This is a genomic window from Salinisphaera japonica YTM-1 (assembly GCF_003788585.1).
Taxonomy (GTDB): domain Bacteria; phylum Pseudomonadota; class Gammaproteobacteria; order Nevskiales; family Salinisphaeraceae; genus Salinisphaera; species Salinisphaera japonica.
Genome location: NZ_AYKG01000013.1, coordinates 21,827 through 47,964, shown reverse-complemented (window position 1 = coordinate 47,964; position 26,138 = coordinate 21,827). Strand labels below are relative to the sequence as shown.

23 protein-coding genes and 1 pseudogene are annotated in these 26,138 nt (G+C 65.2%); 17 read left to right on the top strand and 7 right to left on the bottom strand.

Going from position 1 to position 26,138, the window contains the following annotated elements:
* The first annotated feature begins 43 nt into the window (after positions 1–43).
* The 4 genes from SAJA_RS05790 (at position 44) to SAJA_RS05775 (ending at position 4,747) form a co-directional block, all read left to right on the top strand.
* A complete protein-coding gene (locus SAJA_RS05790; RefSeq protein WP_123657715.1) occupies positions 44–766 on the top strand; it encodes a hypothetical protein in 723 nt (240 codons plus the stop codon).
* A 202-nt stretch (positions 767–968) separates the two neighbouring features.
* The gene (locus SAJA_RS05785) at positions 969–1,244 is read left to right on the top strand and encodes a hypothetical protein (protein ID WP_123657714.1); all 276 of its coding nucleotides are present in this window, start codon (positions 969–971) and stop codon (positions 1,242–1,244) included.
* A gap of 39 nt (positions 1,245–1,283) precedes the next feature.
* On the top strand, positions 1,284–3,305 hold the full coding sequence (gene mnmC / locus SAJA_RS05780) for a bifunctional tRNA (5-methylaminomethyl-2-thiouridine)(34)-methyltransferase MnmC2/FAD-dependent 5-carboxymethylaminomethyl-2-thiouridine(34) oxidoreductase MnmC1 (protein ID WP_123657713.1): 2,022 nt from the start codon (positions 1,284–1,286) through the stop codon (positions 3,303–3,305).
* A gap of 323 nt (positions 3,306–3,628) precedes the next feature.
* Complete coding sequence (locus SAJA_RS05775; protein WP_123657712.1) at positions 3,629–4,747, top strand: 3-deoxy-7-phosphoheptulonate synthase; 1,119 nt, start codon at positions 3,629–3,631, stop codon at positions 4,745–4,747.
* On the opposite strand, the gene SAJA_RS05770 is transcribed toward SAJA_RS05775, so the two are convergent.
* Positions 4,684–5,271: a C1orf50 family protein gene (locus SAJA_RS05770; RefSeq protein WP_123657711.1), complete on the bottom strand. Its 588-nt coding sequence runs from the start codon at positions 5,269–5,271 to the stop codon at positions 4,684–4,686. The genes SAJA_RS05775 and SAJA_RS05770 overlap by 64 nt on opposite strands.
* A 113-nt stretch (positions 5,272–5,384) precedes the next feature.
* Here SAJA_RS05770 and sthA point away from each other — a divergent pair.
* The 3 genes and pseudogenes from sthA to SAJA_RS05755 form a co-directional block, all read left to right on the top strand.
* Positions 5,385–6,773 (top strand): annotated as a pseudogene (gene sthA, locus SAJA_RS05765) (Si-specific NAD(P)(+) transhydrogenase); the annotation flags it as partial.
* 146 nt (positions 6,774–6,919) lie between these two features.
* On the top strand, positions 6,920–7,312 hold the full coding sequence (locus SAJA_RS05760) for a hypothetical protein (RefSeq protein WP_123657709.1): 393 nt from the start codon (positions 6,920–6,922) through the stop codon (positions 7,310–7,312).
* A gap of 48 nt (positions 7,313–7,360) precedes the next feature.
* Positions 7,361–8,296 (top strand): VOC family protein, encoded by a 936-nt coding sequence (locus tag SAJA_RS05755; protein WP_123657708.1) that lies wholly within the window; start codon positions 7,361–7,363, stop codon positions 8,294–8,296.
* 56 nt (positions 8,297–8,352) lie between these two features.
* Here the strand turns inward: SAJA_RS05755 and SAJA_RS05750 are convergent, their stop codons facing one another.
* Together SAJA_RS05750 and SAJA_RS05745 are read right to left on the bottom strand one after the other, a co-directional pair.
* Positions 8,353–9,126: a hypothetical protein gene (locus tag SAJA_RS05750; RefSeq protein WP_123657707.1), complete on the bottom strand. Its 774-nt coding sequence runs from the start codon at positions 9,124–9,126 to the stop codon at positions 8,353–8,355.
* A gap of 43 nt (positions 9,127–9,169) precedes the next feature.
* A complete protein-coding gene (locus SAJA_RS05745) occupies positions 9,170–10,594 on the bottom strand; it encodes an MATE family efflux transporter (RefSeq protein WP_184999762.1) in 1,425 nt (474 codons plus the stop codon).
* A gap of 205 nt (positions 10,595–10,799) precedes the next feature.
* Here SAJA_RS05745 and SAJA_RS05740 point away from each other — a divergent pair, with 205 nt between their 5' ends.
* From SAJA_RS05740 to nadA, 4 genes are all read left to right on the top strand, one after another.
* Positions 10,800–12,338, top strand: coding sequence for a hypothetical protein (locus SAJA_RS05740; protein ID WP_123657706.1), 1,539 nt, complete (start codon positions 10,800–10,802; stop codon positions 12,336–12,338).
* Positions 12,339–12,397: 59 nt separating this feature from the next.
* Positions 12,398–14,017, top strand: a complete 1,620-nt coding sequence (locus tag SAJA_RS05735; protein ID WP_123657705.1) for an L-aspartate oxidase — start codon at positions 12,398–12,400, stop codon at positions 14,015–14,017.
* Complete coding sequence (gene nadC, locus SAJA_RS05730) at positions 13,986–14,834, top strand: carboxylating nicotinate-nucleotide diphosphorylase (RefSeq protein ID WP_123657704.1); 849 nt, start codon at positions 13,986–13,988, stop codon at positions 14,832–14,834. The genes SAJA_RS05735 and nadC overlap by 32 nt, the downstream gene beginning before the upstream one ends.
* 71 nt (positions 14,835–14,905) lie before the next feature.
* Entirely contained in the window at positions 14,906–15,850 is a 945-nt protein-coding gene (gene nadA / locus SAJA_RS05725) for a quinolinate synthase NadA (protein WP_123657703.1), read from the top strand.
* Positions 15,851–15,921: 71 nt separating this feature from the next.
* Here the strand turns inward: nadA and SAJA_RS05720 are convergent, their stop codons facing one another.
* Positions 15,922–16,659 carry a lipid-binding SYLF domain-containing protein gene (locus tag SAJA_RS05720; protein ID WP_123657702.1) on the bottom strand — a complete coding sequence of 246 codons (738 nt, stop codon included), beginning with the start codon at positions 16,657–16,659 and terminating at the stop codon, positions 15,922–15,924.
* 223 nt (positions 16,660–16,882) lie between these two features.
* Between SAJA_RS05720 and SAJA_RS05715 the strand changes: the two genes are divergently transcribed.
* Entirely contained in the window at positions 16,883–17,992 is a 1,110-nt protein-coding gene (locus SAJA_RS05715) for a nucleoside hydrolase (RefSeq protein ID WP_221180138.1), read from the top strand.
* A 1,063-nt stretch (positions 17,993–19,055) separates the two neighbouring features.
* Here SAJA_RS05715 and SAJA_RS05710 read toward each other — a convergent pair.
* Positions 19,056–19,370 carry a hypothetical protein gene (locus SAJA_RS05710; RefSeq protein ID WP_123657700.1) on the bottom strand — a complete coding sequence of 105 codons (315 nt, stop codon included), beginning with the start codon at positions 19,368–19,370 and terminating at the stop codon, positions 19,056–19,058.
* 54 nt (positions 19,371–19,424) lie between these two features.
* On the opposite strand from SAJA_RS05710, the gene SAJA_RS05705 reads away from it, so the two are divergent.
* Positions 19,425–19,844 carry a cupin domain-containing protein gene (locus tag SAJA_RS05705; RefSeq protein WP_123657699.1) on the top strand — a complete coding sequence of 140 codons (420 nt, stop codon included), beginning with the start codon at positions 19,425–19,427 and terminating at the stop codon, positions 19,842–19,844.
* A 6-nt stretch (positions 19,845–19,850) separates the two neighbouring features.
* Here SAJA_RS05705 and SAJA_RS05700 read toward each other — a convergent pair whose 3' ends face one another.
* Positions 19,851–20,897, bottom strand: coding sequence for a LacI family DNA-binding transcriptional regulator (locus tag SAJA_RS05700; RefSeq protein ID WP_221180137.1), 1,047 nt, complete (start codon positions 20,895–20,897; stop codon positions 19,851–19,853).
* Positions 20,898–21,055: 158 nt separating this feature from the next.
* Between SAJA_RS05700 and pyk the strand changes: the two genes are divergently transcribed.
* From pyk to SAJA_RS05680, 4 genes are read left to right on the top strand one after another with little or no spacing between them, the layout of a single operon-like run.
* Entirely contained in the window at positions 21,056–22,477 is a 1,422-nt protein-coding gene (gene pyk / locus SAJA_RS05695) for a pyruvate kinase (RefSeq protein ID WP_123657698.1), read from the top strand.
* 7 nt (positions 22,478–22,484) lie between these two features.
* Positions 22,485–23,558 (top strand): patatin-like phospholipase family protein, encoded by a 1,074-nt coding sequence (locus tag SAJA_RS05690; protein WP_123657697.1) that lies wholly within the window; start codon positions 22,485–22,487, stop codon positions 23,556–23,558.
* A 30-nt stretch (positions 23,559–23,588) separates the two neighbouring features.
* A complete protein-coding gene (locus SAJA_RS05685) occupies positions 23,589–24,197 on the top strand; it encodes a Maf family protein (RefSeq protein ID WP_245963237.1) in 609 nt (202 codons plus the stop codon).
* The gene (locus SAJA_RS05680; protein ID WP_123657696.1) at positions 24,194–25,123 is read left to right on the top strand and encodes a bile acid:sodium symporter family protein; all 930 of its coding nucleotides are present in this window, start codon (positions 24,194–24,196) and stop codon (positions 25,121–25,123) included. Before SAJA_RS05685 ends, SAJA_RS05680 begins: the two co-directional genes overlap by 4 nt.
* A 327-nt stretch (positions 25,124–25,450) precedes the next feature.
* Here the strand turns inward: SAJA_RS05680 and SAJA_RS05675 are convergent, their stop codons facing one another.
* Positions 25,451–26,065, bottom strand: a complete 615-nt coding sequence (locus tag SAJA_RS05675) for a Fic family protein (RefSeq protein WP_184999765.1) — start codon at positions 26,063–26,065, stop codon at positions 25,451–25,453.
* Between the last annotated feature and the right edge of the window lie 73 nt (positions 26,066–26,138).

Genomic DNA, 26,138 nt, shown 5'->3' with positions numbered 1-26,138 from the left:
GCGTGTTTGAACAGCCAAGTTTCAACGAGCAAAAGGAAAACTCATGACGATTCGTTCTTATTTTTCGACCGGTGCCACGCTGGCCACGACACTGGCCGTTCTGGCTTTGGCCGGCTGCGGCGGCGGCGTGAATCTCAAGCCGGCCTCATCGATCGGGCCCAACGGCGACAGCAATCGCAGCGTGGTGGACGCGGTCAACGGCGTCCAGATGCGGGTCAAGACCGGCCAGTGGGACGGTGACGCCAGCGTGCTGCGCGATGTGACCCCGATGCACGTACGCATCGAAAACGAAAGCGACCAGCCGATCCGCCTGAGCTACGACAACTTCGCGCTGGTGGCGGCCGCTACCGGTCAGCGGTTTGCCGCCCTGCCGCCGATCGCCATCGACGGCTCGGTCGAGCGCAGTGCCAACGTCGTTGGCAGCCCCGGATTCACGTCTTCAGGGTTTGCCGTGGCACCGTATTACTCGTCGAGCTATCCCGGCATGAACGCCTACAGCACGGCCTATGGCTATGACTCGGGCTATTACAACAACTACACCCGCCGCTGGGCCGACTACAACGTCAAGCTGCCCACGCCCTATATGCGCGAAGTCGCCATCCCGGACGGCGTGATTGAGCCGGGCGGCATGATCGAAGGCTTTTTGTACTTCGAGAAAGTGCCCACGGACAAGATCGCCGGCGTGGACTTCCGTGCAACGCTGGTTAATGCCGAGAGCGGCAACCGCTTTGGCCAGATCAGCGTACCGTTCATCTCGACCCAGTGATCGGCCCCGAACCGGGCGATTGATCGACGGGCCTGCGGGCCCGTTTTTTTGTGCGATTGCGGTGCAATACAGCAAAAATCGGCGTGTTTTCCGGTTGGCGTCGGCGGGTTAATTCGGCTTAAATACGGGGCCTTCGAACAAACGTTCGCGCTCGAGGGCATCGTTCTGGCGACATATCGCGCGAACCGACCAAGGAAAGCTCATGGCCAAGCCGATCGAAACCCGGTATTGCGAGAACTGCAACAAGCCTGTCAGTCGCGGGCGCCAGGCTTGTCAGAACTGTGGCAACCAACTCAACCGCAGCATGGGCAAGACCGGCTGTGTCCTGATCGCTTTTGTTGTGGGGATTGGTGTAATCGCTGCGATCTCGATCTTCAAATATATCTCGCAAAGCGATTTCGACCCGGAAGACCCGAGTGCCGGCGAAGGCCAGTCGCAGTCACGCATCACCCAAGTGCATGCCGTCAAACGCGTATAGATCGGCAGCCACGCGCCCCGAGCCGGCCATCATGATGCGATGAACGATCGCGCGCGCCGCGATCAGCCGTTGGGCCTGGCCCATGCGCGCGTCATCCACGACGATGCAGGCAGCCGCGCGCCCGACTACGACGATATCTATTGCTCGCAGGCCGATGGCCTGGCTGAATCACGTCATGTCTTCGTGGACGGCAATGCGCTGATTGCGCGGTTCACGGCGCTGGCGGCCGGTGATCTGTTCGTCATCGGCGAGACCGGCTTTGGCGCGGGGCGCAACGTCATGCTCGCCTGGCAGCTGTTCGCGGCCCATGCCCCGGCCGGCGCTCGGCTGCATATCGTGTCTATCGAGGCACACCCTCTGGCCGCGCCGGATCTGGCATGCATGACGGCGCGCTGGCCTGCGTTGTCGAGCCAGGCGGCGCGAATCGCGGCGTTATGGCCAGCGCCGGTGGCGGGTACGCATCGTCTGCACCTGGATGAGCGCGTCACGCTCGATCTGTATTTCGGCGATATCGAGGCCGGCCTGGCGGACTTCACCGGCACCGTGAATGCCTGGTTTCTCGATGGCTTCGCGCCAGCCAGGAATCCGGCCATGTGGTCGCCTGTCGTGTGCCGGGCTATCGCCGGCCACAGCGCGAAGGCGGCCACGCTGGCCACCTACAGTGCGGCCGGGGCGCTACGAGAGCAGCTGGCAGCTGTGGGATTCATCTGCCAGCGCCGCCCCGGCCACGGCGCCAAGAAACACTGCCTGGCCGCGCGCTATACCGGCAGGCCCACGCCGCCCGAAGCACGCGAGCTGCCCTGGTACAGCCGTGTGCCAGCCGTACCGCGGGCACAGCGTATCGCGATCATCGGCGCCGGCATCGCCGGGGCCACCGCGGCGGATGCCCTGGCCCGGCGCGGTTTTCTCGTCACGGTCTATGACGGCCAGGGCATCGCCCACGGCGCCTCGGGCAATCGCGACGGCGTGCTCAACCCGCGCCTGGCCGCCGAGGCCAGCCCGCGTACCCGCTTTGATCTCGCGGCACTGGGCTATGCCGGCCGATGGCTGGCTGATCTGGACGACACGGGCACACTCTGGCGGCGTGACGGGGTCTTGCAGCTGGCCCGAGGCGAGGCTGAACGTCGCCGCCAACAAGGCCTGGCCGCGCGGCTGTCGCTACCGGCCACGGTCCTGCAGGCCTGTGACCGGGCCGAGGCCGCGGCCTACGCCGGCCAGCCGTTGGCCGGCGACGTACAGGGCGGGCTGTTTTTTCCCGGGGCCGGCACCGTTGATCCGTCAGGGCTGTGCCGCGCGCTGTTCGCCCGGCATAGGATCGACCCGGTCATCGACAACATCGAGGCGCTGACGCGCGGCAATGCCGTATCAGAACCGGGCTGGCGGCTCGAGGGACAGAGCGGGGCGGTTTATCACGCCGACCACGTCGTACTGGCCACGGCCGGCGCGGCCAATTATCTGTGCGGCGACATCGCCCCGCAACAGGCGGTGGCCGGGCAGGCCAGTGTCTTTACGCTGACTGATGCAGCGCGAGCGCCGGCCTGTGTGGTCTGTGATACCGGCTATATCACCCCGGCTAAAGCAGGCCGGATCAGTGTCGGGGCGACCTATGACCCGCGTGCCACCGAGCTGGCCGTGACCGAGGCCGGCCACGCCGACAACGGCCGCCGCCTGGCCGATGTCCTTCCCGAAACGGCCACGCAGATCGAACACGCGGCAACCGTTGGCCGTACGCGGTTTCGAAGTGTCTCGCATGACCGGATGCCGCTCGTGGGCGGCGTACCCGACATCGCTGCCTGGCGCGAGGATTATCAAGACCTGGCCCGCGATGCCCGCCAGACGATCGCCCGTTCGGGCGCGCTCTGGCCCGGCCTGTCGATGAGTCTGGCGCACGGCTCCAACGGCCTGCTGCGCGCGCCCCTGGCCGCGGAAATCCTGGCCAGCCAGCTGGCCGGTGAGCCCTTGCCGATCGCGGCTGATTTGGTGGCCGCGATCCATCCGGGGCGCTGGTGGATACGCCAGATCGTCAAGGGTCGGCTTGCGCCGAGACGTGGCTCGGCGTAGCGTTTGCGTCATGACGAGGCACGCGGAAAAAGACAGCATGTCGTGCCAGGGGCTTCTCGCCGCTGGTGCAAGCGCGTGTGCGTCGGTTTTTTCGGGTTATTGGTTTATTCGTTACGGGTTTATGACCCCGGGCGCCTGAGCCGATAACCGGCAGGCGTCTCCCGAACGGAGAGCCTGTCTGGTGTGACCCAACACGAAACCCCGACCGGCTCCCGGTCGGGGTTTTTTCGTTGCAGGAGAACACACCATGATTGTTGCTGATTTCTATCCGCCCCGGCAGGCCTTGTTCGCCCCACTGATCGTTCGGCTTACGGAGGTGCGTCGTGGCACGATCTGCCATCGCCCCGGCTGAGGCCGCAGCGGCCGAGACTGCTCGGACCACGTCCCTGCCCACGCCGGCTGCCCTGCGCGCCGAGCTGCCGATTTCGCCGCTCACGGCCCAGCGGATCGCGGCCCAGCGCGAGACCATTCGCCAGATCCTGGCCGGCCACGATGACCGGCTGCTGGTGATCTGTGGCCCGTGCTCGATCCATGATCCCGAGGCCGCGCGCGACTATGCCGCGCGCCTGGCTGCACTGGCCGCCGAAGTGGGCGATACCCTGTATCTCGTCATGCGTGTGTATGTCGAAAAGCCGCGTACGACCGTCGGCTGGAAAGGGCTGCTGCACGATCCCGACATGAACGAGCAGGGCGATCTGGCCAAGGGGCTGTCGCTCTCGCGCGAGCTGATGCGCGATATCGCGGATATGGGCCTGCCCGTGGCGACCGAACTATTGAGCCCCGCGGCCACGGAATACCTGGCCGACACGCTGGCCTGGGCGGCCATCGGCGCGCGGACCACCGAGTCGCAGACCCATCGCGAGCGCATGTCGGATCTGGACCTGCCGGTCGGGTTCAAAAACGCCACCAGCGGCGATATCCAGCCGGCCTGTGATGCGATGGCGGCGGCCAGCGCACCGCAGTGTTATCTGGGCCAGGACCGCACCGGGGCGCCGGCGATGATCCGTAGCGCGGGTAACCCGGACACGCATCTGATTCTGCGTGGCGGCACCTACGGGCCCAACTGCGACCGTGAGCACGTCACCGATGCGCTGGCCCGGCTGGCCGCGGCCGGGTGGCCCGAGCGCCTGATCGTGGATTGCAGCCATGCCAACAGCGCCAAGACCGCGGCCCGGCAGCCGGCCGTGCTGGCCGATCTGGTCGCGCGCCGCTGTGCGGGCGAGGCCGGTATCGCCGGTGTGATGCTCGAGTCGCATCTGGTTCACGGCAAGCAATCGATCGGCGGGGCGATGACCTATGGCCAGTCCGTGACCGATGACTGTCTCGGCTTTGCCGCGACCGCGGATGCGTTGCGTGAGGCCGCCGCCTGCCTGCGGGCTCAGCCGGTCGGTGTGTCGGTGTCCTCGGAGGCATCGGCCAGCAGGCCCCGTGCCTCGTCGTAGGACAGCCCGCTGATGCCGGCCGCGCTCATCGAGCGCGAGAGCGAGTGGGCCACGCCGAAGGCCGAGGCGCGTCGATAGAAGGACAGCCGGGATTCATAGACCGGCAATACCTCGTCGACCGTCTCGGCTGCGCCCAGGCGCTGCTCGAAGGCCGCACGTTTATCGGCCAGCCAGTCGGTAAAGCGGCTGTCGGCCGCCACGGCCTCGGCCAAAGCCAGTGTCCAGGTCAGATCCGGCTGTAGCGTGGCGGTGCCGATGAAGCGCCCGGCCACCCGTTCGGCCAGCATGTCCGGTGCGGTCAGGCCCAGCCAGAAGCGCGTGTCCTGCTGGTACAGATAATACGGCTTGCCCGGCACCGGCTTGAACGCGAACTCGGATTCCAGCACGAACAACGACGTGAACAGCTCGGTCGTGACCTGATCAATCTGCTTGGCGGGCACGGCCGCGGCAGCCCGCGTGGATTCGTTGAGGATCGCCAGCACCGGCGTCTGGCCCTTGCCGTCGGTGTTTACGGGTTTGTTCATGGCTGATGGATGGTGAAAACGAGAAACGGGTTACGCCCGGGCGATGCCCTGCGTTGCATGGCGCGCAGACGTGCGACAATCAGGATAACGATTTATCGCGCGATCATACGAGTATGGCCGACAAGCAATACGATCTCGTCGTCATCGGCACCGGGCCTTCGGGCGAAAGTGCCGCGGTGAATGCGGCCAAGCACGGCCAGGCCGTGGCCGTGGTCGAACGCCTCGATCAGGTCGGGGGCAACTGTACCCATCGCGGCACCATTCCCTCGAAAGCACTGCGCCAGGCGGTCAAGCAGATGCTGGCGGTTCAATCCTCGCGTGTGCTGCATGATCTGGGCACGCCGGATGCGCCCTTGACCTGGTTGCTCGAGCGCCTGCATCGCGTGGTGGGCCAGCAGATCGATATGCGGGCCAGCTTCTATGCCCGCAACGGCATCGACGTGCTTAACGGCCATGCCGCCTTCGAGGATGCCAACACCTTGAGCGTGACCAACGCCCACGGCGCGCGCCAGACCGTGGCCTTCAAGCAGGCCGTGATCGCCACCGGCTCACGCCCCTACGAGCCGCCGGACGTGGATTTCTCGCATCCGCGGGTGTTCAACTCGGACACGATTCTGGAGCCGGGGTTTACGCCAAGATCGATGATCATCTACGGCGCGGGCGTAATCGGCAGCGAATATGCCTCGATCTTCTCGGGCATTGGCGTGCGCGTGCAGCTGATCAACAGCCGTGAGCGCCTGCTCGAATTCCTCGACGACGAGATCAGTGACGCGCTGTCGTATCACCTGCGCCTGACCTACGGCGTGCTGATCCGTCACAACGAGGAATACGAGCGTATTGCCGCCGATGACGACGGCGTCACGCTGTATCTTAAATCCGGCAAGAAACTGCGCGCCGATGCGCTGCTCTGGGCCAACGGCCGCACGGGCAATACCGACCGGATGGGCCTGGAGGCCCTGGGGCTGGAACCCAACGGCCGTGGCCAGTTGGCGGTCGATGATCGCTATCGCACAAAGATCGAGCACATCTACGCCGTGGGTGATGCCATCGGTATTCCCAGCCTGGCCAGCGCGGCTTATGGCCAGGGCCGCTCGGCCAGCGCCGACGCCATCCACGTCAACGGGTTTCGTTGGGTCGACGACGTGCCGACGGGCATCTACACCATCCCCGAGATCAGCTCGCTGGGGCCGACCGAGCGCGAGCTGACCGAGGCCAAGCGCCCTTACGAGGTCGGCCAGGCCCTGTTCAAGGAAACCGCCCGTGCCCAGATCACCGGCGATACCGTGGGCATGCTCAAGATCCTGTTCGATCCGATCAGCCACGAGCTGCTGGGGATTCACTGCTTCGGCGACCAGGCCTCGGAAATCGTGCATATCGGCCAGGCCATCATGAGCCAGCAGGGCGCGGCCAACACCATCGATTATTTCGTCAACACCACGTTCAATTACCCGACGATGGCCGAGGCGTATCGCACGGCCGCGCTCGACGGGCTGAACCGTATCGACGGCGTGTTCGGCGTGCCCGCGGCCTCAGCAGCCCCCGTGGCCGATATCGAGCAGATGGATCCCGATGTCGCCACGCCCCACGCCGATCCCGGCGATCCGGAAGGCCCGCCCGACGGACACAGCCTGCCCACGGGGACGGGCGGATGAGTCGACACGCATCACTCGGCCTGCTTGCCACGCTCGTCATGCTTGCCGGCTGTGCCACCACCGGTAGCGACACGCCGTCGCTGCGCGATGAGATCGCGGCCGACAAGGCAGCCTTCAAAACCTGTGCCGATCGCCAGGCCACGCGCATGATCGAGACCACCGATTTCGAGCCCCAGACCGTGGCCACCACGGCGCTCGCGCGCTGTGACAGTCACTGGCAGGACTATACCGCCGGCCTGCAGCTGCTTTATACCCGCCAGACACGCAATATCACCTACGGGCATCTGCAATCGCGCAGCGAAGGCTTTGATCTGAACCATCAGGTGCATCGCGAGATCCGGCAACGGGCAGAGAAAGCCCGCGCCGGTGGTGCCCAGCGGGGCGCCTGAGCCGAGCGTCACAGCCCCTAGAACCCTACCCTTTGTCGAGACGTGCCCATGTCGTATCAACCCAGCCCGGGCCTGCATCATGTGACGGCGATCAGCGGGGATCCGCGGATCAATTCACGCTTTTACACCGAAACGCTGGGCCTGCGACGAGTCAAAAAGACCGTCAATTTCGATGATCCGGGCACCTATCATCTCTACTACGGCGATCGGTACGGCCAGCCGGGCACGGCCCTCACGTTCTTTGCCTTTGCCAACGTGGCGGCCGGGCGCGCCGGCGTTGGCGAGGCCCGCGAGCTGGCCTGGCACGTGCCCGCCGGTACGCTGGATGCCTGGGCGGCCCGCCTGGACGCACACGACGTGGCTTATGCTCGTATCCTGCGTTTCGATACGCCGCGCCTGGTGGCCCGCGACCCGCACGGGTTTGCCTTCGCCCTGGTCGAGGCCGAGCAGGGCACAGCCTGCCTGTGGCCGGACAGCCCGGTGCCACAGCCCGAGCAGATCGGCGGGTTTGCCGGTATCGATATCGCAAGCCAGGCGCCGGCGGCCACCCGCGAGGTTCTGGAAACCGTCCTGGGCTATCGCGCCGAACGTGAAGACAGCGACTGGCAGCGCTATATCGCGACCGGCGGATCGGGCCCATCGTCTTATATCGATCTAGCACTACAGGCCACGGCCCAGCCGGCCGGCACCGGCCACGGCTCGGTGCACCATATCGCCTTCCGCGCCCACGATCAGGATCATCAGGCCGAGCTGGCCGCCGCGGCACGCCGGCTGGGCCTGCATCCCACGCCGGTCATCGATCGTCAGTATTTCGAATCGGTGTATTTCACCGAGCCCGGCGGCGTGCTGTTCGAGATCGCCACCGACGGGCCGGGTTTCGGGGTCGATGAAGACGACACCGAGCTCGGCCAGGCGCTGCGTCTGCCGCCCCAGTACGAACCGCGTCGGGCAGCAATCGAGGCCGAGCTGCCGGCGCTGGACTGAGGCCTCAGGGCCTGTTGCTGTTTCATACGAGTCCTCGCCAAGCGCTTTTTTATGGCTCAGTCTGGCGTATCGGCCTGCAACGGGCCGGGCAGGCTGCGGGTCGCACAATAGCGATACAGCCGTGTGTCCTGGCCGCGGGCGGTCAGCGCCAGATGATGCGTATCCGGTGTGCTGGCCACGACATTGGCCGTGGCCGGCCCGCTTGCCGGGGGCCCGATACAGCTGGCCTGTAGCGAATAGATCATGCCCTGTTGGCTGATGACGCGGGTCGCGCACTGGGCCTGGCCCGGGTGACGAAGGCTCTGGCCGTCGAAAACGAGGGTCTCGGTCTGGCCGGCCTGCTCGCATTCTTGACGTACGGCCACGAACGCGCCGTGGGCAAGCGCCAGCGCATCAGCGCTATCGCGTCGTCGACAATAGATGGTGTTGCCGGGGCGGGTGGCCAGGCAATAGGTCAGCGCACGCTGGCTTGCATCCGCGCTGGTGGCCCCGGTGGCCGGGCGTAACGCGGTCTGGACCGTGCCGGCCTGATAGAACAGTTGGCCGGCCGTGGCTCGGGCCTCGTGGGTCACGGCCACCCGGCTGGGCCGGTGAAAGACCAGCGCGTAGTCGTTGTCGCCCGGCTGGGCGCGGATATCAAGCGTGGCACCGTCCGCACTGTGCCAGCGCCCGATCCAGGCTGCGGGATCGGCCGGGGTGCTGCTGGTATTCGTCGCGCCCGGTTCGGCGACCGGCGTCGACGCGCGCATGTTCGGCGGGGTGCAGCCGGCCATGGCTGTCACCAGGCCGGCCAACAGGCTGGGCAGCAGAACCCGGCAGATAAAAGACATCACAGACCATTCCGCTGAATTAATACGACAATCTAACAAGGTTTTATATCGAATCGCCCACACGGGGCCGTGTAATGACCACCAGGCGCGCGGTCAGCAACAACGCGGCCACCGACAGCCCGGCGATCAGCCCGATCCAGTAGCCATACACGCCCAGCCCGGCGAATACGCCGTCGATGCCGCGTGCCAGAACATGCCCGCTGCCCAGGCCCACCGGCCAGTAGGCGAAAAGCGTGACCCACATCAGGATTCGTGTGTCCTTATAGCCCCGAAGTGCGCCGGCAAGGGCGACCTGCGCGGCATCAGAAAATTGATAGATGGTGGCGATCAACAACAGCTGAACGGCCAGATGCGCGACGGCCTGGTTATCGGTATACAAAGCAACGCCGTAGGGCCCGCCGAAGATCAGGATCAAATCCAGCAGCACGGCCACGACCATGGCCAGGCCCAGCGCGTTGAAAGCCACGAAACGGGCGTGGCGAAACTTGGCCCGCCCACGCGCCTGGCCAACGCGCACCGTAAGCGCCATGCCCAGCGATAACGGCAGCATGAACAACAGCGCCGAGAAATTCAGCGCTACCGTATGGGCCGAGACCACGATCTCGCCGTAGCCAGCCAGAAGCAGAGTGATGGCCGTGAACAACGAGACCTCGGAAAACAGCGATACGCCGATGGGTGCACCGATCCGCAGCTGCTCGGCGATCAGGCCGGTGCGCGGGGCGCTGAAGGCCGAACCGACACGCGCCCGCGCATAGGCCGGGTGTAGGCGGGCGTAGATGAAAAGCCCGACCAGCATCGTCCACATGCTGATCGTGGTGGCGATGCCACAGCCCACCGCGCCCAGTGCCGGCAGATCGGCCAGCCCCAGCGGCAGATCAGCGCCGAAAAAAGAGACCAGCCCCGGCCCGCCGAAGATCAATACCGCATTGGTGATCGCGTTGACCACCAGCCCGGCCAGCGCGAACAACAACGAGGCCCGGGTATGGCCGAGGGCATCGGAATAGAAACGCAGCGTTTCGTAAGCCGCGATCGCCGGCAGCCCGAACGCCACGGCCCGCAGATAGGCACCGGCCAGATGCGCGACATCGGGCGGGATCTTAAACAGCGCGAGCAGCGCATCGCCGTATACAAAAAGCGCGAAACCGCTGGCCATGCCGAGTGCCACGGCGACCCAGAGTGCCTGGTGGAGGGCCGGGCGCACCGCGGCCCACTCGCGTGCGCCGACATGTTGGGCCACGATCGGGGTCAGGCCCATCAAAATACCGATAAAGGCCACCATGATCGGCAGCCACATGCTCGACCCGATCGATACCGCGGCCAGGGCGGTGGCATCCACATGCCCGGACATGGCCACATCCAGCGTGCCCATGCCCATCTGGGCCAGCTGGGCACCCAGAATCGGCCAGGCCAAATGGAGCAGGCGCTGGGCCTCGATACGCGACAGCCGGGAATGACGTATCAGCGACATGAATCAAACGCGGGGCGCGAACGCCTGGCGGCAATGCTCGGGTAACGACGTAGCGGTAACAATGCCCGGGCCATGATGTCGAGGGCGGGCGGCGTAGTCTGTCCGAGTGCGGCTCTTGAGTCGATCGGTACACGCCGGGCGAGTGATCGCGTATGTTGACTTTATACCCGCGCGATCACTCGCCCGGCTTAACAGGACCGCTTGTATGGCGTATCGGCCCAGGACACGTTGGCTTTTGATATTCGGCTTGTGCCTGGGCACGGTCATGCCCGTGGCCGCGGCCGAAAACGCGTGTCACGACGCGCTCGTGGTCGATCAGTGGCAGCCGTTCGTGGCGTTGACGCGCCACGGCAACGCCAGCGATGCGCTGGCCGATCTGGGCCGGGTGATCGCCGTGCAGCGGCTGATCGTGGGTCATGCCGAACCCGATGCCGCGGCCAGGAAGCTGCGGGGCGCGCTCTGGAAAGGCGTGCGCGATTATGACCTGGACGCGCTCTACGAGGCCCTGCCAGTGGCTGACCCGCCGTGGCGTGCGGCGTATTTCATCTCGCGCCCGGCCGGGGATATCTATCGCCTGTCGGTGGCCGACGGGCCGGATGCAACGATCGATAGCCTGGGCGCGATACGCACCACCCTGGCGGCCAAGCCCGATGAAAAAGCCGATCGCGGCGATGCCTTCACCGTGCGCGGCGCCCTGGGCGCCAATATCGGCCCGATCGGCTGGCAAGGGGCCTATGAAGCCGCCGGCCTGGGTATTCTGCATAGCGCGCAGCCGGCCAATATCAGCGCGCCGGGCCCTGCCCAGCAGGCAGCCAACGGCGCCTTCGGCGAGCTGGCCAAGGATGATCGCCCCCTCATGGCCCAGCTCTGGTACGGCCTGCCCGTAACCTGGGCCTGGTATGCCCGTATCGGGCGCGTCGAGCAGCTGCGCGGCGTGCCGGCCACCGCCGGCGGGGTGCATCATCTGCATTATCAGGCCGCGCTCGACGCGAGTGAGCTGGCCGATGCCTATCCGGCGGTGGATGATTACATGGCCCAGCTGGCCGACCTGGTAGAGGCCCGTATCCGGGTCACGAGTGCCGCCGGCCAGTGGCTGGTGTTCACGGTGGATTCGGGCGCCCGCCAGATTTCGGTCGATGCCTGGGTCGATGATGACGGGCATCTCGTGCCCAGCGCTGACGGCGCGCCGCGGCCCGATCAGGCGCTTGGCGATACGCCGGCCCGGGGCGATTTTTCCACTGATATCAATGCAAGAATGCGTGCCTACGGCATGGTCATCGCCTTCGATGATTTAACGATCGATTGGCACTTCACCGCTGATGCCAGCGGTGGCCACCTCGTGGGCCGTCTTGACGATGTGCCGGTCACTCGGACCAGCGGGCGGGCCTTCGGTATCGTGCCGACGGGCATGCTTGATGCGCTCATGCCCAAGGACCTGGCAAGCTTTGCCGAACAGTTCATGCAGCGCCTGGCCGACAGCGATGACGGCGCGGGGGCGCGCCTGGCACTGGATCTGACCGATCGCAGCACCGACAATCGTCTGGTCTTCGAAGGCGAGGGCGATCTGTTGGACAATTTCTTCGTGCGTTTCGGCGTCAAGCTCATGAACGGGCGTGTTCTGCCGAGCGGCGAGCAGCTGGCCGGCCTGCGCCGGCTGCTGGATGATGGCCTGGGCGCGTTCGAGGCCGACCGGCTGCGGCGGGCCGGAATCGGCCGCGTCGATACGGCTTGTCATCTGCGATGAACATGCGCGCGTAGTTACCCGGCGGGCAACCGCCGTGCCACCCCTCCCATCTGTTTCCTATGGCAATACAGGACACCGATCTTCTGATCGTCGGCAGTGGTGCAGCCGGCCTGTACGGCGCCTGGTGCGCGGCGTGTGCCGGGCTGGCGGTCACGGTGGTCACCCGCGGCGTGCTGCGTTCGGGCTCGAGCTACTGGGCCCAGGGCGGGATCGCCGCCGTCACCGCGCCCGAAGATCGCCTGGCCGATCATGTCGCCGACACGCTGGCCGCCGGGCGTGGGCTGTGTGACGCCGAGCGCGTGCAGATCCTCGTCGAGGAAGGCGCGGCCCACGTGGCCGGGCTGATTGCAGCCGGTATGGCCTTCGATCGCGATGCCAGCGGCACCCTGCTGCGCGGCTTGGAGGGCGGGCACGGCGCGCATCGCGTGCTGCATGCCAAGGGGGCCGAAACCGGCCGTGTGCTGACCGAGTTCCTCGAGGCCCGGCTGGCCGAGTGTGACAACGTCACGATCATCGAACGCGCCGATGTGCTGGCCCTGCTGCAAAGTGAAAACGGCGCGGTGGTGGGGGCCGAGCTGCTGTGCGGGCCCGCGTATGCGCCGCGGCGGCTTTATGCCGGCACAACGTTGCTGGCGACAGGCGGATACGCGGGATTGTTCGCCCGCAGCACCAACCCGCCGGGCGCCAACGGCAGCGGGCTGATGCTGGCCGCGGAGGCCGGGGCCCGGCTCACCGATCTGGAGTTCGTACAGTTCCATCCCACGGCGTTCTATGACCCCAGCGGGCAGACTTTTCTGCTGACCGAGGCGCTGCGCGGCGCCGGGGCCACGCTGGTCGACGCCCACGGCCGGCGCTTTCTGGCGAATACGCCCGGGGCTGAGCTGGCCCCGCGGGACGTGGTGGCCGCGGCCATCCACGCCCGGTGCGCGGCTGAAGATGTGCCGTGCATGGGCCTGGATCTGCGCCACTTGAATCAGGAGACACTGACCGCCGAGTTCGGCAGCCTGCTGGCCCGCGTGGCCGCAGCCGGGATCGATATCACGACCACGCCGATTCCGGTCGCCCCGGCCGCGCATTACTGTATCGGCGGCGTGGCGACCGATGCCACGGCGCGCAGCGGTATCGACGGGCTGTATGTGGCCGGCGAAACCGCGGCCACCGGGGTGCACGGCGCCAATCGGCTGGCCAGCAACTCGTTGCTCGAATGTCTGGTGTTCGCGGCCCGGGCCGTGCGTGATATCGCCGGGCGCCGGCCTGCGCCCGCGCTGAAAGCCATGCCCCGCGCCACGGCGTATCGAAACGCGGCCCGGGCCGATCATCAGGCCCGGCGCAGTGCCGCGCGGGCCGATATTCTGATGGCCGATGTCGGCCTGCTGCGCGACGCACCGGGCCTGGCTCGTGCGGCGGCCGCACTGGCCGAGACACCGACCGGCTGGCCGCCGGGCCGCGGTCGTGAATATCACGACTGGCTGGACCGGGGCACGGCCGATCTGTCGCAGCGCATCGTGGTGGCAGCCGCCGCGCGTAGTCAGAGCATCGGCGTGCATCGGCGTAGCGACCATGCGCTGGTCGATGACGAACTGGTCGATGATCAAGCGGGCGGGCATAGTAGCGCTGCCCGCAGCCCAACCGACGAGGGGGTCGGTGATGCAGCAAGAACGAGACACAACGCTGGATAGCGCCCGAATCGATCAGTGGCTGGCCGAGGACCTGGGGCCCGGTGATGTCACCACCCGGGCCACGCTTGGCGCCGATCGTGCGGTGCAGGCCAGCTGGATCGCCAAGGCGGATGGCATCGTCGCCGGCCTGGCCGAGGCCCGGGCCGTATTCCAGCGCCTGGACCCGCAGCTGATCTGGCAGGCCGAGGTCGCCGACGGTGCGCGAGTTCGCGCCGGCCAGACGATCGCCCGCTTGTCCGGCACGGCCCACGGCGTGCTCTCCGGCGAGCGTCTGGCCTTGAACATCGCCCAGCGCATGTCCGGTATCGCCACCGAAACCCGGCGCTATGTCGATGCCGTGGCCGGCTATGCCGCCCGGATTCTGGATACCCGCAAGACCGTGCCCGGCCTGCGTGATCTGGACAAGAAAGCCGTCGCCGCGGGCGGCGGCACGAATCATCGCTTCGGGCTGTATGACCTGGCCATGATCAAGGACAATCATGTCGCCGCGGCCGGCGGTATTGCGGCGGCCGTGGCTGCGGTGCGGGGCTATGCGCCGGATATCGCCATCGAGGTAGAAACGACGAGCCTGGCCGAGGTCGATCAAGCCCTGGCCGCCGAGGTACCCATGATCATGCTCGACAACATGGCACCGGCGATGATGCGTGAGGCCGTGGCCCGGGTCGCCGGGCGCGCACGCCTGGAGGCCTCGGGCAACGTATCGCAGGCCAGCATTGTTGCCATCGCGGCCACCGGCGTTGATTTCATCTCGATCGGGGCGCTCACGCACTCGGTCATGGCCTTCGATATCAGCCAGCGCATCGCGCCCATCGACTGACGCGGCCCGACCGCGGCTACAGAATAAATCAAACGCCGGCCTCGGCCGGCACGCAAGGGGAGACCGACGTCATGCCATCACAAGCCGAGCTGATCACCGAGATCGAGCGCCTCAAGGCCGCCAAGAATGCTGTCATCCTGGCGCACAACTACGAGCGGCCCGAAATTCAGGACATCGCCGATTACCTGGGTGATTCGCTGGGCCTGTCGCGCCAGGCCGCGGCGACGAAAGCCGACATGATCGTGTTCTGCGGCGTGCATTTCATGGCCGAGACCGCCTCGATCATCGCCCAGGACAAGACCGTGCTCATCCCGGACGAGAACGCCGGCTGCTCGCTGGCCGAGTCGATCACCTACGACCAGCTCGTGGCCTGGAAGGCCGAGCACCCCGGCGCGACCGTGGTGGCCTATGTGAACACCTCGGCGGCCATCAAGTCCGAGTGTGATTACTGCGTGACCTCGTCCAACGCCGTGGCCGTTATCAACGCCATCCCCGAGAGCGAGGAGATCTTGTTCCTGCCGGATCGTTTTCTGGGCACCTACGTCGAGATGATCACCGGGCGCAAGCTGCATATCTGGCCCGGCGCCTGTCATGTGCACGAAAAGATCGGCGACATGAACCTGGCCGACAAACAGGCCGAGCATCCCGACGCCGAGGTATTGATCCATCCGGAATGTGGCTGCTCGACTGCCTGCATGATGAAACAGGCCTTCAACGGTGATTGCAAGGAGGCGCACGTGCAGTCGACCTCCGGCATGCTCACCCATGCCCGCGAGTCCGCGGCCGACGAATTCGTGGTGGCCACGGAGACCGGCATTCTGCACCGCATGAGAAAAGAGAATCCGGGCAAGACCTTCTACGCGGCCAACGAAAACTCGGTCTGTGAGTACATGAAAATGACCACGCTGACCAACCTGCGCGATGCCCTGGCCCACGACCAGTACGAAGTACGCGTTGATCCGGAAATGGCCAAGGCCGCCCGGCGGCCCATCGACCGGATGTTGGCCATCGGATAAGGCCGGCCTGGAACCCAAAAAGCCCGCCGTGGCGCCACGACGGGCTTTTTAGCGTCAACGGCTTGGCGTGATCAGCCTTCGCTGTTGGTGAACTGCTCGAGCGCTTCGGCGTAGTTGGACATCGATTGCGGCACTTGCGGGGTTTGCAGCAGGATTTCGCGCGGCTGCGGGTCGGTCACGTTATAGATAACCGAATTACGGGTCTTGTCGAAGGCGACCTTGCTACCGCTGAGATTCAGGCCGGCGAACAGACCTTTCTTGGACAGGCCGTAGGCCACGATCGGCGCGGAATCGCGGATCGGCTGGTCATACCCCTTGGGCCCGGCCGACACCGCCACCTGGGAACCCAGTTTGACCAGCGAGTCGAGCACGGCGCGGGTGCTCTGCAGCGTGGTGAATAGCAATACCACCGACGACTGCGCCGCCCCGGCCTGCAAACCGACCGAGGCCGACGACAGGGTATAGACCGCGGGCGGGGCATCCATGTAATTGCCCGTACGCTGACGACAGCTGATCAAGCCGGTGCCGCGCGAGCCGCCGAAGATGAGCCCGGCCTCGGTCACGGTCGGAAACACCGCGATACAGCGGGCTTTTTCGATCAGTGCCCGGGGAATACGCGCCTGGCTGGGTTGGAGCATCTGCTGTTGCAGCACGGTGGTGGCATCCGCGGCGAGTTTGGCCTGGGCCTGTAGCTGGGCCGTTTCGCTGGCCTGTGTTTGATCGCGATTACTGGCACAGCCCACCACAAGCCCCAGAGCGACGAGTGCCCCGGCCAGCGCGAGACGACGAAAGACAACAGACGAACCCATATGATTTCTCCCTGATATGCGCCCCGACACGGCTCGTCGATGCGCTATGTGCCAATGGCACTGACAACTCGGCTCATCATAGGCCGCTGGCCACAGCGCGGGAAGGGCCGGCCGTCGATCCACGCCCGCACGGGACAGGCACGGGCCGAGGTGGCAGACTGATCTTCATTCCCGGTCACTCATCTGCCAGTACACCCGCATGCTTTTCAAACAACGCACAGCCGTGATCACGGCGTTCGCGATTCTTGTAATGATCGGTACGAGCCCGGCACAGGGCGTCGAGCGCGTCGTGATCGACCAGGACGGCTCCGGCCCGGGCGGCTCCAATATCCGGTCGATGATGACCCTGATCCAGTCGCCCGAGGTGCGTGTCGAAGGCATCGCCATGGTCACTGGCAACGCCTGGATGCACGCGGAAACCCAGCACACGCTGCGCATGCTCGAATACCTCGGCCGGCGTGATATCCCGGTCTACGAAGGTGCGGTACACCCGCTGGTACGTTCGAAGGCCGAAACCCTGGCCAATCAGGCGTTCTATGGCCAGCTCGCCTGGCTGGGCGCCTGGGGTGGTGATGGAAGCGATCCGTCGGCTTATCCCGACGACCCGAACGCGGTGCCCGACATGATTGAAGGCCCGCCGGAAACCGCCCCCGCGCGCGAGGCGGCCGCCCGGTTCCTCATCGATGCCGTGCATGCCCATCCGGGCGAGGTGACCGTTTATGCCGCCGGGCCGCTGACCAATCTGGCGATCGCCCAGCGACTGGATCCCAGCTTTGCGGACACGGCCAAGCAGCTGGTGTTCATGGGGGGCTCGATCTCACCGGTCACCGATGACCCGGAATTCACCACCACGCCGAACCACGAGTTCAATGTCTGGTTCGATCCCGAAGCCGCGCATGCAGTGCTCACCGCCGCCTGGCACAGAATCATCGTCACGCCGATCGATATCTCGTTGCAAAGCCGTTATACCGATGCCATGCACGACAAGATCACGCGCGCTGATACCCCGGCGGCAAACTATCTGGCGGCCTTCGATACCGAGCGCTATTACATGTGGGACGAGATCGCGGCGCTGGGCTGGCTGTATCCCGAGCTGGTCACCGACGCGCGCAACCTTTATCTCGATGCCGACATGAGCCATGGCCCCAGCTATGGCAATACCCTGGCCTGGACCGAAGACACCAAGCCCGAGCACCACGGCCCGCTTGCCACCGTACAGATGACCCTGGATCGCGACGCCTTCGACAAACGGTTCATCGAACTCATGCGTGCACCGACGCCGTCTTCGAAGAACCCGTTGGCCAATGACGGCACGCCCGTGGCGGGCGATTGATTGACCGGGCTTCGCTGCTTAAGGCATTCGTCCGCAAATGCACGCGAATAGACGCGAATGTGGGGTTCGTGGGGCAGCGGTTTTCGCGTCGTCGCGCTCTGTGGCGGGGCTCGACAGTCTGGCTTGAGGCGCGCTAGGGCCGCGGACCTAGCGAGACCGTGGCGCGCGTTGGTTGAGCCGCGCTGTTCCTGAATGACCGCGAATGAGACGTCAAATGGATGGCCGGTATGTCGTTTGGTTGTTTGTCTAACGCCTGGCTTCGTTCTTTAAGGCATCTTCGTCCGCAAATGCACGCGAATAGACGCGAATGTGGGTTTCGTGGGGCGGCAGTCTTCGCGTCGTCGCGCTCTATGGCGCGGCCGGGCAGTCTGGCTCAGGGCGCGTGAGGGCCGCGGACGTAACGGGGTCGGGCGGCACGCGTTGGTTTGGTGGTTCCGGCCCCGAATGACCGCAAATCATATTTCAGGCTTGGTTGCTCGATTTTGATTCGCGGTTTTTTGTAGTGAAAGGTTTCGTTCTCTAGAAATTTCCACGCAAACGTCTCAAAGAACGAAGCCTCGGCCTCGAACACGCCACCAACAACGCCACCGGCAATGCACCACGCCACTTATTTGCGGTCATTCAGGATCGAAGCCGCCGCCCAACGCGCACCCGTGAATTGAGGAAGGCCTGCGGCCCACGCATGCCCGAGGCCCAACCGTCCCAGACGTCAATCAGTGCGATGACTCGAAGGCCGCCGACCCACCGAACCCACATTCGCGTCTATTCGCGTGCATTTGCGGACGAGGATGCCTCAAAGAACGGAGCCCCGACCTAAAACACGCCACCCACAACGCCACTGACAAGACACCGCGCCGCTCATTTGCGGTTATTTAGGATCAAAGCCGCCGGCCCCGCGCGCACCACGGTCCCGACAGGTCCGCGGCCCACGCACGCCCTACGCCAGTCTGCCCGGCCGCGCCACAGAGTGCGATGACTCGAAAACTTCCGCCCCACGAAACCCACATTCGCGTCTATTCGCGTGCATTTGCGGACGAAATGCCTTGAAGAACGAAGCCCCAAGCTAAGAAACAGACGCCCACCAGGCGGCATAGCTCGAGTTCTCTGGATGGGTGCCGGTTTCATCGGGCGCGCCGTCGTCCCACCAAACGGGCCCGCGCTCGCCGAGCGCTTCCTTGGCGGCTTGGACGCGATCGCGGGCGGCGCGTTCGGCCGTCTCGTCGTCGCCGGCGGCCTTGACCGCGCGACGGGCGGACATGAGTTCTGAGACCCAGCGTTTTTCCGTATCGGCAGCCAGGCGCGGATTGGTCTTACGCCACAGCCGGCGTTTGGCGACGAAGTAGCGCCCGTCGGGCGTTTCGGGATAGGGCTTGCGCATCGGCTTATAACGCGTTCAATAGACAGAAACGTTCAATCTGCCAGTCGGAGACCCATGACCGATAACGCCCGTTTTTCTTTTCACGACGTCGCCGAGATCGCCGAGCGGTTTCCGCAGACTTCTGAAACCATCCTGATCGATGCGTATCTGACCGATAGCCCCGAGGCCAGTGCTCGGGTGTTTCGGATTTATCATCCGCTGCCGGCGCATTACCACGAGCATTGTGACGAGCATCTGTATATGTATTCGGGCGCGGTGCGTTTTCAGATCGACGACGAGACGCCGCGGCTGATCGAGCCCGGGCAGATGGTCACGTTCAAGCGCGGCGTGGTGCACGCGATCACCGAGATCGCGGCTGGCCCGGCTGTGTTCTTGACCCTGGATACGCCGCGTCGCGCGCCCGATGATGTGGTGTTCATCGACAAGGCGGCGGCCAAGGGCCGTGATTTCGTGTCGAATCTGGACGATTTATAGACCCGGTCAGCCGCGCTTGGTCGAGCCGCGGGGGATGAGCCGGCCGGGCAGGCGTTGTTCGCCGGCGGGTGCGGTCAGCGTGCCGGACAGCCGGCCGAGCAGGGCACGCACGGCATGGCGGCCGATGGCATCGACCGGCTGGGCCAGCGTCGACACGCCCGGGCCGACCAGTGCACACCAGTCCAGCTCGTCGATGCCCAACAGGCCGAGCCGGGCGAAGGCATCCGGGCCCGCGCGGTTCATGGCATGACATACGGCCAGCGTCATCACGCCGTTGGCGGTGAGAATCGCGGTATTCGGTGCCTCGGCCAAGCGCTCGGCGACCAGCCGGTCGAAGGCGCCGGGCGCGTCGGCTTCGAGTTCGTGCCAGTCGTGGTCGATGCCGCGATCACGACAGATCGCACGAAAGCCGGCCACGCGGGACTCGCGCGGGCTGATGCCGGCGACCGGCTCGCTGACCAGCGATAGATGGGTGAACCCCTGGCCGATCAGGTGATCGACACAGTCGGCCACGGCCTGGCCGTCATCGAGGCCGATGACATCACAGGCCAGATCGGGAATCCGTCGATCGACCAGCACGATCGGCAGGCCCTGCTCGGATAATTCCGAGAGCGCGCTGGCATCGCCCGAGGCGGTGTTCACGATCAGGCCCTCGACGCTGTAGCCATCCAGGGCGGCCAGCTGACGGCGCTCGGTGGCCGGGTCGTTGTCGGTATTACAGATCATCAGCGAGTAGCCGGCATCCATACAGGCCATTTCCGCGGCGCGTATCACGGCCACGCTGTAGGGGTTGCGCAGGTCGGCCACGAGAGCGGCGATCAGGCGGGTGCGCCCGCCGCGCAGACTGGCCGCAATACGGTCCGGGGCAAAGCCCAGGCGTTCGACCGAGGCCTCGATACGATCCTTGAGCTCGGGCGACAGCCGTTCGCGCTCGGCGCCGAAATAGCGCGATACGCTGGTCTTGGACACGTTGGCGTCCGCGGCCACATCGCGAATGGTCGGGCGCCGGCTGGTGCCGCCGGGCCGTTTCGGCATGGAAGAGGAGTCCGACACGACAGATCCGGTTGGGAACGGTTTCAATAACGAGCCGCCCAGCATGCCGCGCGGCGTGCCCCGCTGCCATAAGACAATCGCCTTAGCCGGTGATCAAATCATGGGACCGTTACCCTCAAGGCCTGCCGCCACGTCGACAAAGTGCTAGCATTCGTCTCATGCACAGAAAAACCAAGATTCTAGCCACGCTCGGGCCGGCCAGTGACAGCCCGGATGTTCTCAAGCGCTTGATCCAGGCCGGGGTCAACGTGGTGCGGATCAACTTCTCGCACGGCGACGCCGACGCGCATAGAAAGCGCGTGTCCACAGTGCGACAGGTTGCCAGCGAGCTGGGCAAGTCAGTTGGTGTGCTGGCCGATCTGCAGGGCCCGAAGATTCGTATCGAGTCGTTTGCCGATGACAAGGTCGAGCTGGAAAACGGCCAGACCTTCACGCTGGACACCGAGATGGCCAGTGATGCCGGCACGAAGGACGCGGTGGCGATCTATTACAAGCCGCTGCTGTCCGATGTGCGCGCCGGCAATTATTTGATGATCAACGACGGGGCGATCTCGTTGAAGGTCACCGAGGTCACGGCGACCCAGATCGTCACCGAGGTTGAGGTCGGCGGCACGCTGTCGGGCCGCAAGGGCGTGAACCTGCGGGGCGGCGGCCTGTCGGCCGGCGGGCTGACCGAACAGGATTTCGGGCATATCAAGCTGGCTGCCGAAATGGAGGTCGATTTCCTGGCCGTGTCGTTCGTGCGCAGTGCCTCGGATATGCACCAGGCCCGGCGAATGCTCTCTGAAGCCGGCGGCAGCGCCCGGCTGTGTGCCAAGGTCGAGCGCGCCGAGGCCATCGATACGCTGGATGAAATCATCGCGGCATCGGATGTGGTGATGGTCGCCCGTGGTGATCTGGGTGTCGAGATCGGCGATCCCGAATTGCCGGGGGTGCAGAAACGCATCATCGCCACCGCGCGCGAGATGAACCGGCTGGTGATCACCGCCACGCAGATGATGGAATCCATGATCGAGAACCCGGTGCCCACGCGCGCCGAGGTGCTGGACGTGGCCAACGCCACGCTCGACGGCACCGATGCGGTCATGCTGTCGGCGGAATCGGCAGTGGGCAAATATCCGGTCCAGACGGTCGAGTCGATGAGCCGGATCTGTCTGGGCGCCGAGCGCGAGTCGATCCGTGAACGCAAGACCAGCGGTCTGGCCTCGCATTTCCGGCGCACCGACGAGGCCATCGCCATGGCCACGGCCTACACGGCGCGCCACATGCACGCCGATGCCATCGTGGCCCTGACCGAGTCCGGCACCACGGCCATGCTGATGTCGCGTCAGGACACCAATATCCCGATCTATGCGATGACCCAGCACCAGCACACCGAGAACTATCTCGCGCTGTGTCGCAACGTTTATCCGGTGGCTTTCAAGCCCACCGAGATGGACGGCTCGCGGCCCATTAACGAGGCTATCGCCCGTTTGAAGGAAACCGGCGACGTCAGCTCGGGCGACCGTGTGCTGGTCACCAAGGGTGACTTCAACGGTGCCGGCGGCACCAACGCCATGAAGATCGTCACCGTCGAATAACGACGGCGTGGATTCTGCCCGCTGGCTCACGATCAAGGCCGGGCCGGCGGCCCGCGCCGCACTGGCCGAGGGCGCGCTCACGCCGGACCGGATCGGCGCGGTGGCCGCCGCGGCCGGCGGGCCGAAATGGCTGGCGATCGCGCCATTTCATCGCACGCTGTTCGCCGACTGGCTGAGTGATGCGCATCACCTGCCCATCGTCGGGTCATCCATTGGCGCGTGGGCCGGGGCCATGGCCTGTCATGAAGATGATCCCGCGGGCGCGATCGATGCGCTTGCCCAGCGCTATATCGCCCAGTCCTATGCCGAAAAACCCGATGCTCGGGTCATCACCGAAACGCTGGCCGGTATCCTGGATACCGCGCTCACCGACGGCGTGCGCCGCGGCATTCTGTCCAATCCGCGTTTTGATCTGCATGTGGTGACGTGTCGCTCCAAGGGCTTGGCAGCCAGCGATAATCGACTGCGGCTCGGGGCTGCACTGGGTCTGAGCGCGGCGGCGAATCTCGTGGATCGGGTCGGCCTGGGGCTGGCTTTTGAACGCGTGGTTTTCGCCCGCGGCGCCCGTGAACTGGTGTGGGCCAATGAAGGCTTCGCCACGCGTACCGTCGCACTTTCGCAGGCCAATCTGTTCGATGCGCTGTTCGCCAGCGGCAACGTGCCGATGATCATGAACGCGGTACACGACCCGGCGGGCGCCCCGGCCGGGCTCTATCGCGACGGCGGGCTGACCGATTACCACATCGATCAGCCGTTGCTGGCACCGGGGGCGTCTGCCCCCATCGTGCTCATGCCACACTTCGAGGATCGGCTGGTGCCGGGTTGGTTGGACAAGCGCCTGAAATGGCGCCGACCGCGCCACGCCGATCACGTTCTGATGATTGGCCCCGGGCCGGCCATGCGCGAAGCGCTGCCCGGCGGGCGCGTGCCCGAGCGCCGTGATTTCTATCGCCACGCCGGCGATGACGCCACCCGTCAACGCTTATGGCGTGAGGCCATGACGGCCGGCGAGCGCATGCGCGATGCGTTTTTTGATCTCGCAGCCCGCGATAAGCTGGTGGATCATGTCCAGCCACTGTAGGGCTTATCTCATGACGACAGGCCCCATGCCATGATCAACACGCCTATTGTCCTGGCCTCCGCTTCACCGCAACGGGCGCGCCTGCTCGAACAGCTCGGGCTGTCGTTCACGGCCGTCCCGGCCGATATTGACGAAACCCCGCATCCGGACGAAGATTCGGTGGCGTTGGCCGAGCGCCTGGCGCGCGGCAAGGCCTGTGCGATCGCCCCGGATTATCCGCAGGCGTGTGTGATCGGTTCGGACACGGTCGTCGCCCACGGCGACGAGGCGTTTGGCAAACCGCGCGATCTGGCCGATGCCCAGCGAATGCTCGGCGCGCTATCGGGCACGACTCACCGGGTGATCACCGGGCTGGCCGTGATTGCTCCGGGGGTGCCGATACACGTCAGCTCTGTGATCAGCCAGGTCACGCTGGCCAGGCTGGAACCGGCCACGATCGCGGCTTATTGGGCCACCGGCGAGCCCCAGGGCGCAGCCGGGGCCTATGCCATCCAAGGCCAGGCCGGGCAGTTCGTGGTGCATCTGGCGGGCAGTTTCTCGGCCGTGATGGGCCTGCCGGTGTATGAAACCGCCGCCCGCCTGCGCGAGATCGGCCTCGACCCGCTGGGCCGGGCCGGCATCGATGGGGTGGCGCGATGAAGGCGCCGGGCACGACGGCCATCGCGCTCGGTTTTCCGCTCTATGCACTCGTCATGGCCGGCGCGGGCTACGGGTTGCCCGCGGTGTTCGCCCCGGGCGCGTTTCTCATCGTGCCGTTTCTCATTCTGATCATGTTCGGCATGGGGCTTACGTTGAAGGCCGCGGATTTCAAACGTGCCGTCTCGCGTTGGCCGGTGGTCATCCTGGGGCTGGTGTTGCAATACGGGCTGATGCCGTTGGCCGCACTGGTCATCGCCCACGGCCTGGGCCTGTCGCGTGAATTGACGCTGGGCCTGGTGCTGGTCGGCAGCGTGGCCGGTGGCACGGCCTCCAACGTGATCACGTTTGTCGCCGGTGGGGATGTGGCGCTGTCGATCACCTTGACCAGTATTTCCACGTTGGTGGCCGTGGCGGCCACGCCATTGCTTACCTGGGCCTATGTCGGCACCCAGATCGGCGTGCCGGTGGTTTCCATGCTGGTCTCGATCGCCAAGATCGTGGTCGCGCCCGTGGCCGCGGGCATGCTGGTCAATCGCTGGATCGGGCCGCGCTGGCCCGAGCGTGACGGCTGGTGTGCGTTATTGTCAGCGGCGGCCATCGGCGCGGTGATCGCGATCATCGTGGCCTTGAACGCAGCCGATATCGCCACTCTCGGCGCGTTGGTGCTCGTGGCTGTCATCCTGCACAACACGATCGGGCTGGCGGCCGGTTATACGCTGGCGTGGCTGGCCACCCGCGACAGCGTCATCGCGCGCACCCTGGCCATCGAAGTCGGCATGCAGAACTCTGGCCTGGCCGTGGCACTCGCCCAACAATACTTCGGCCCCGCGGCCGCCCTGCCCGGTGCCATCTTCTCGGTCTGGCACAACGTGTCCGGCGCGGCGCTGGCCGGTGTCTGTCGCGGGTTGGATCGGTTTCGGTCGTGAAGGCTTGTGCTTGGCGGCTTGGTCCAAATGTATTCAGCATAGCGGCGCCTACTCCCGAGGTACCGTCCAGATACGCTTCATTGGTGCCGCTATCGCTATTACTTTTGGCGCGGTAGACTTTGGTTGGTGTTCTCGTCAGCGGAAATCGCATGGCCTTTCAGCATAAGTCGCCTAACGCATCGCGCTCAAAACCGAGCCGCACAGCTATTCGACTCGCGGTCGCCAGCTCGACGGCATTGGAGACGGGTGAGAAGTTCGAAGTAGTTAACGCAAAACTTCGGGACACAAACTCGAACAAATTCCGGCACCTCAGCCTCGCCGATTGATTCAGCGATGTAATGCGGCACTCATCAGGTCTTGCATCGGCTCATAATCGCAGCCCACACCTGCCTGAATTGCCGCGTAATATGCTTGGCGATTCATATCCCATGGTCGATAATCCAAAAGGCCGCGACCTGCTTGGGAGGTCATTACATCCGCTAGTAATCGGCCGAGACGGCCGTTGCCCTCGCGAAACGGATGCACAAGAATGAATTCGACGTGTGTGACCGCAAGTGCCTGAATCAGCATCTCATCGTCAAATACAGTGCAGGGCGTATAGCGCGCCAGGCAATCGCGTTCAAAGACGTTCAGTAGGCGAGTAATCTGCGCGGCGGCCGCGAATTGGAAGCCATCTTTGGCCATATTGACCGAGCGTTCTTCTCCGGCCCACCCATAAATGTTGCCGAGCCAGCGATAGTGCCAACGTTTCAGGTCGATAACGGTTATCTGTCGCTCCGGAAACTCGTCGACAAAAACGACCTCGTACAGACTGCGCAGTAGATAAAGCTCGGCGTCGTTCATTTCGTTCGGATCGATAACACCGAGCTTGTTCTCCAGCACCGTGCCGTTCGAGCCGGATTCGAACCGGCCTTGCTCACCTGCGATTTTATAACGATCAATCAAATAGATCTCCGGAAAACCGGGGCGATGTAGCGGCCGTTGCCGCGTGGAACTTGCGATTAACGAGGGAAAT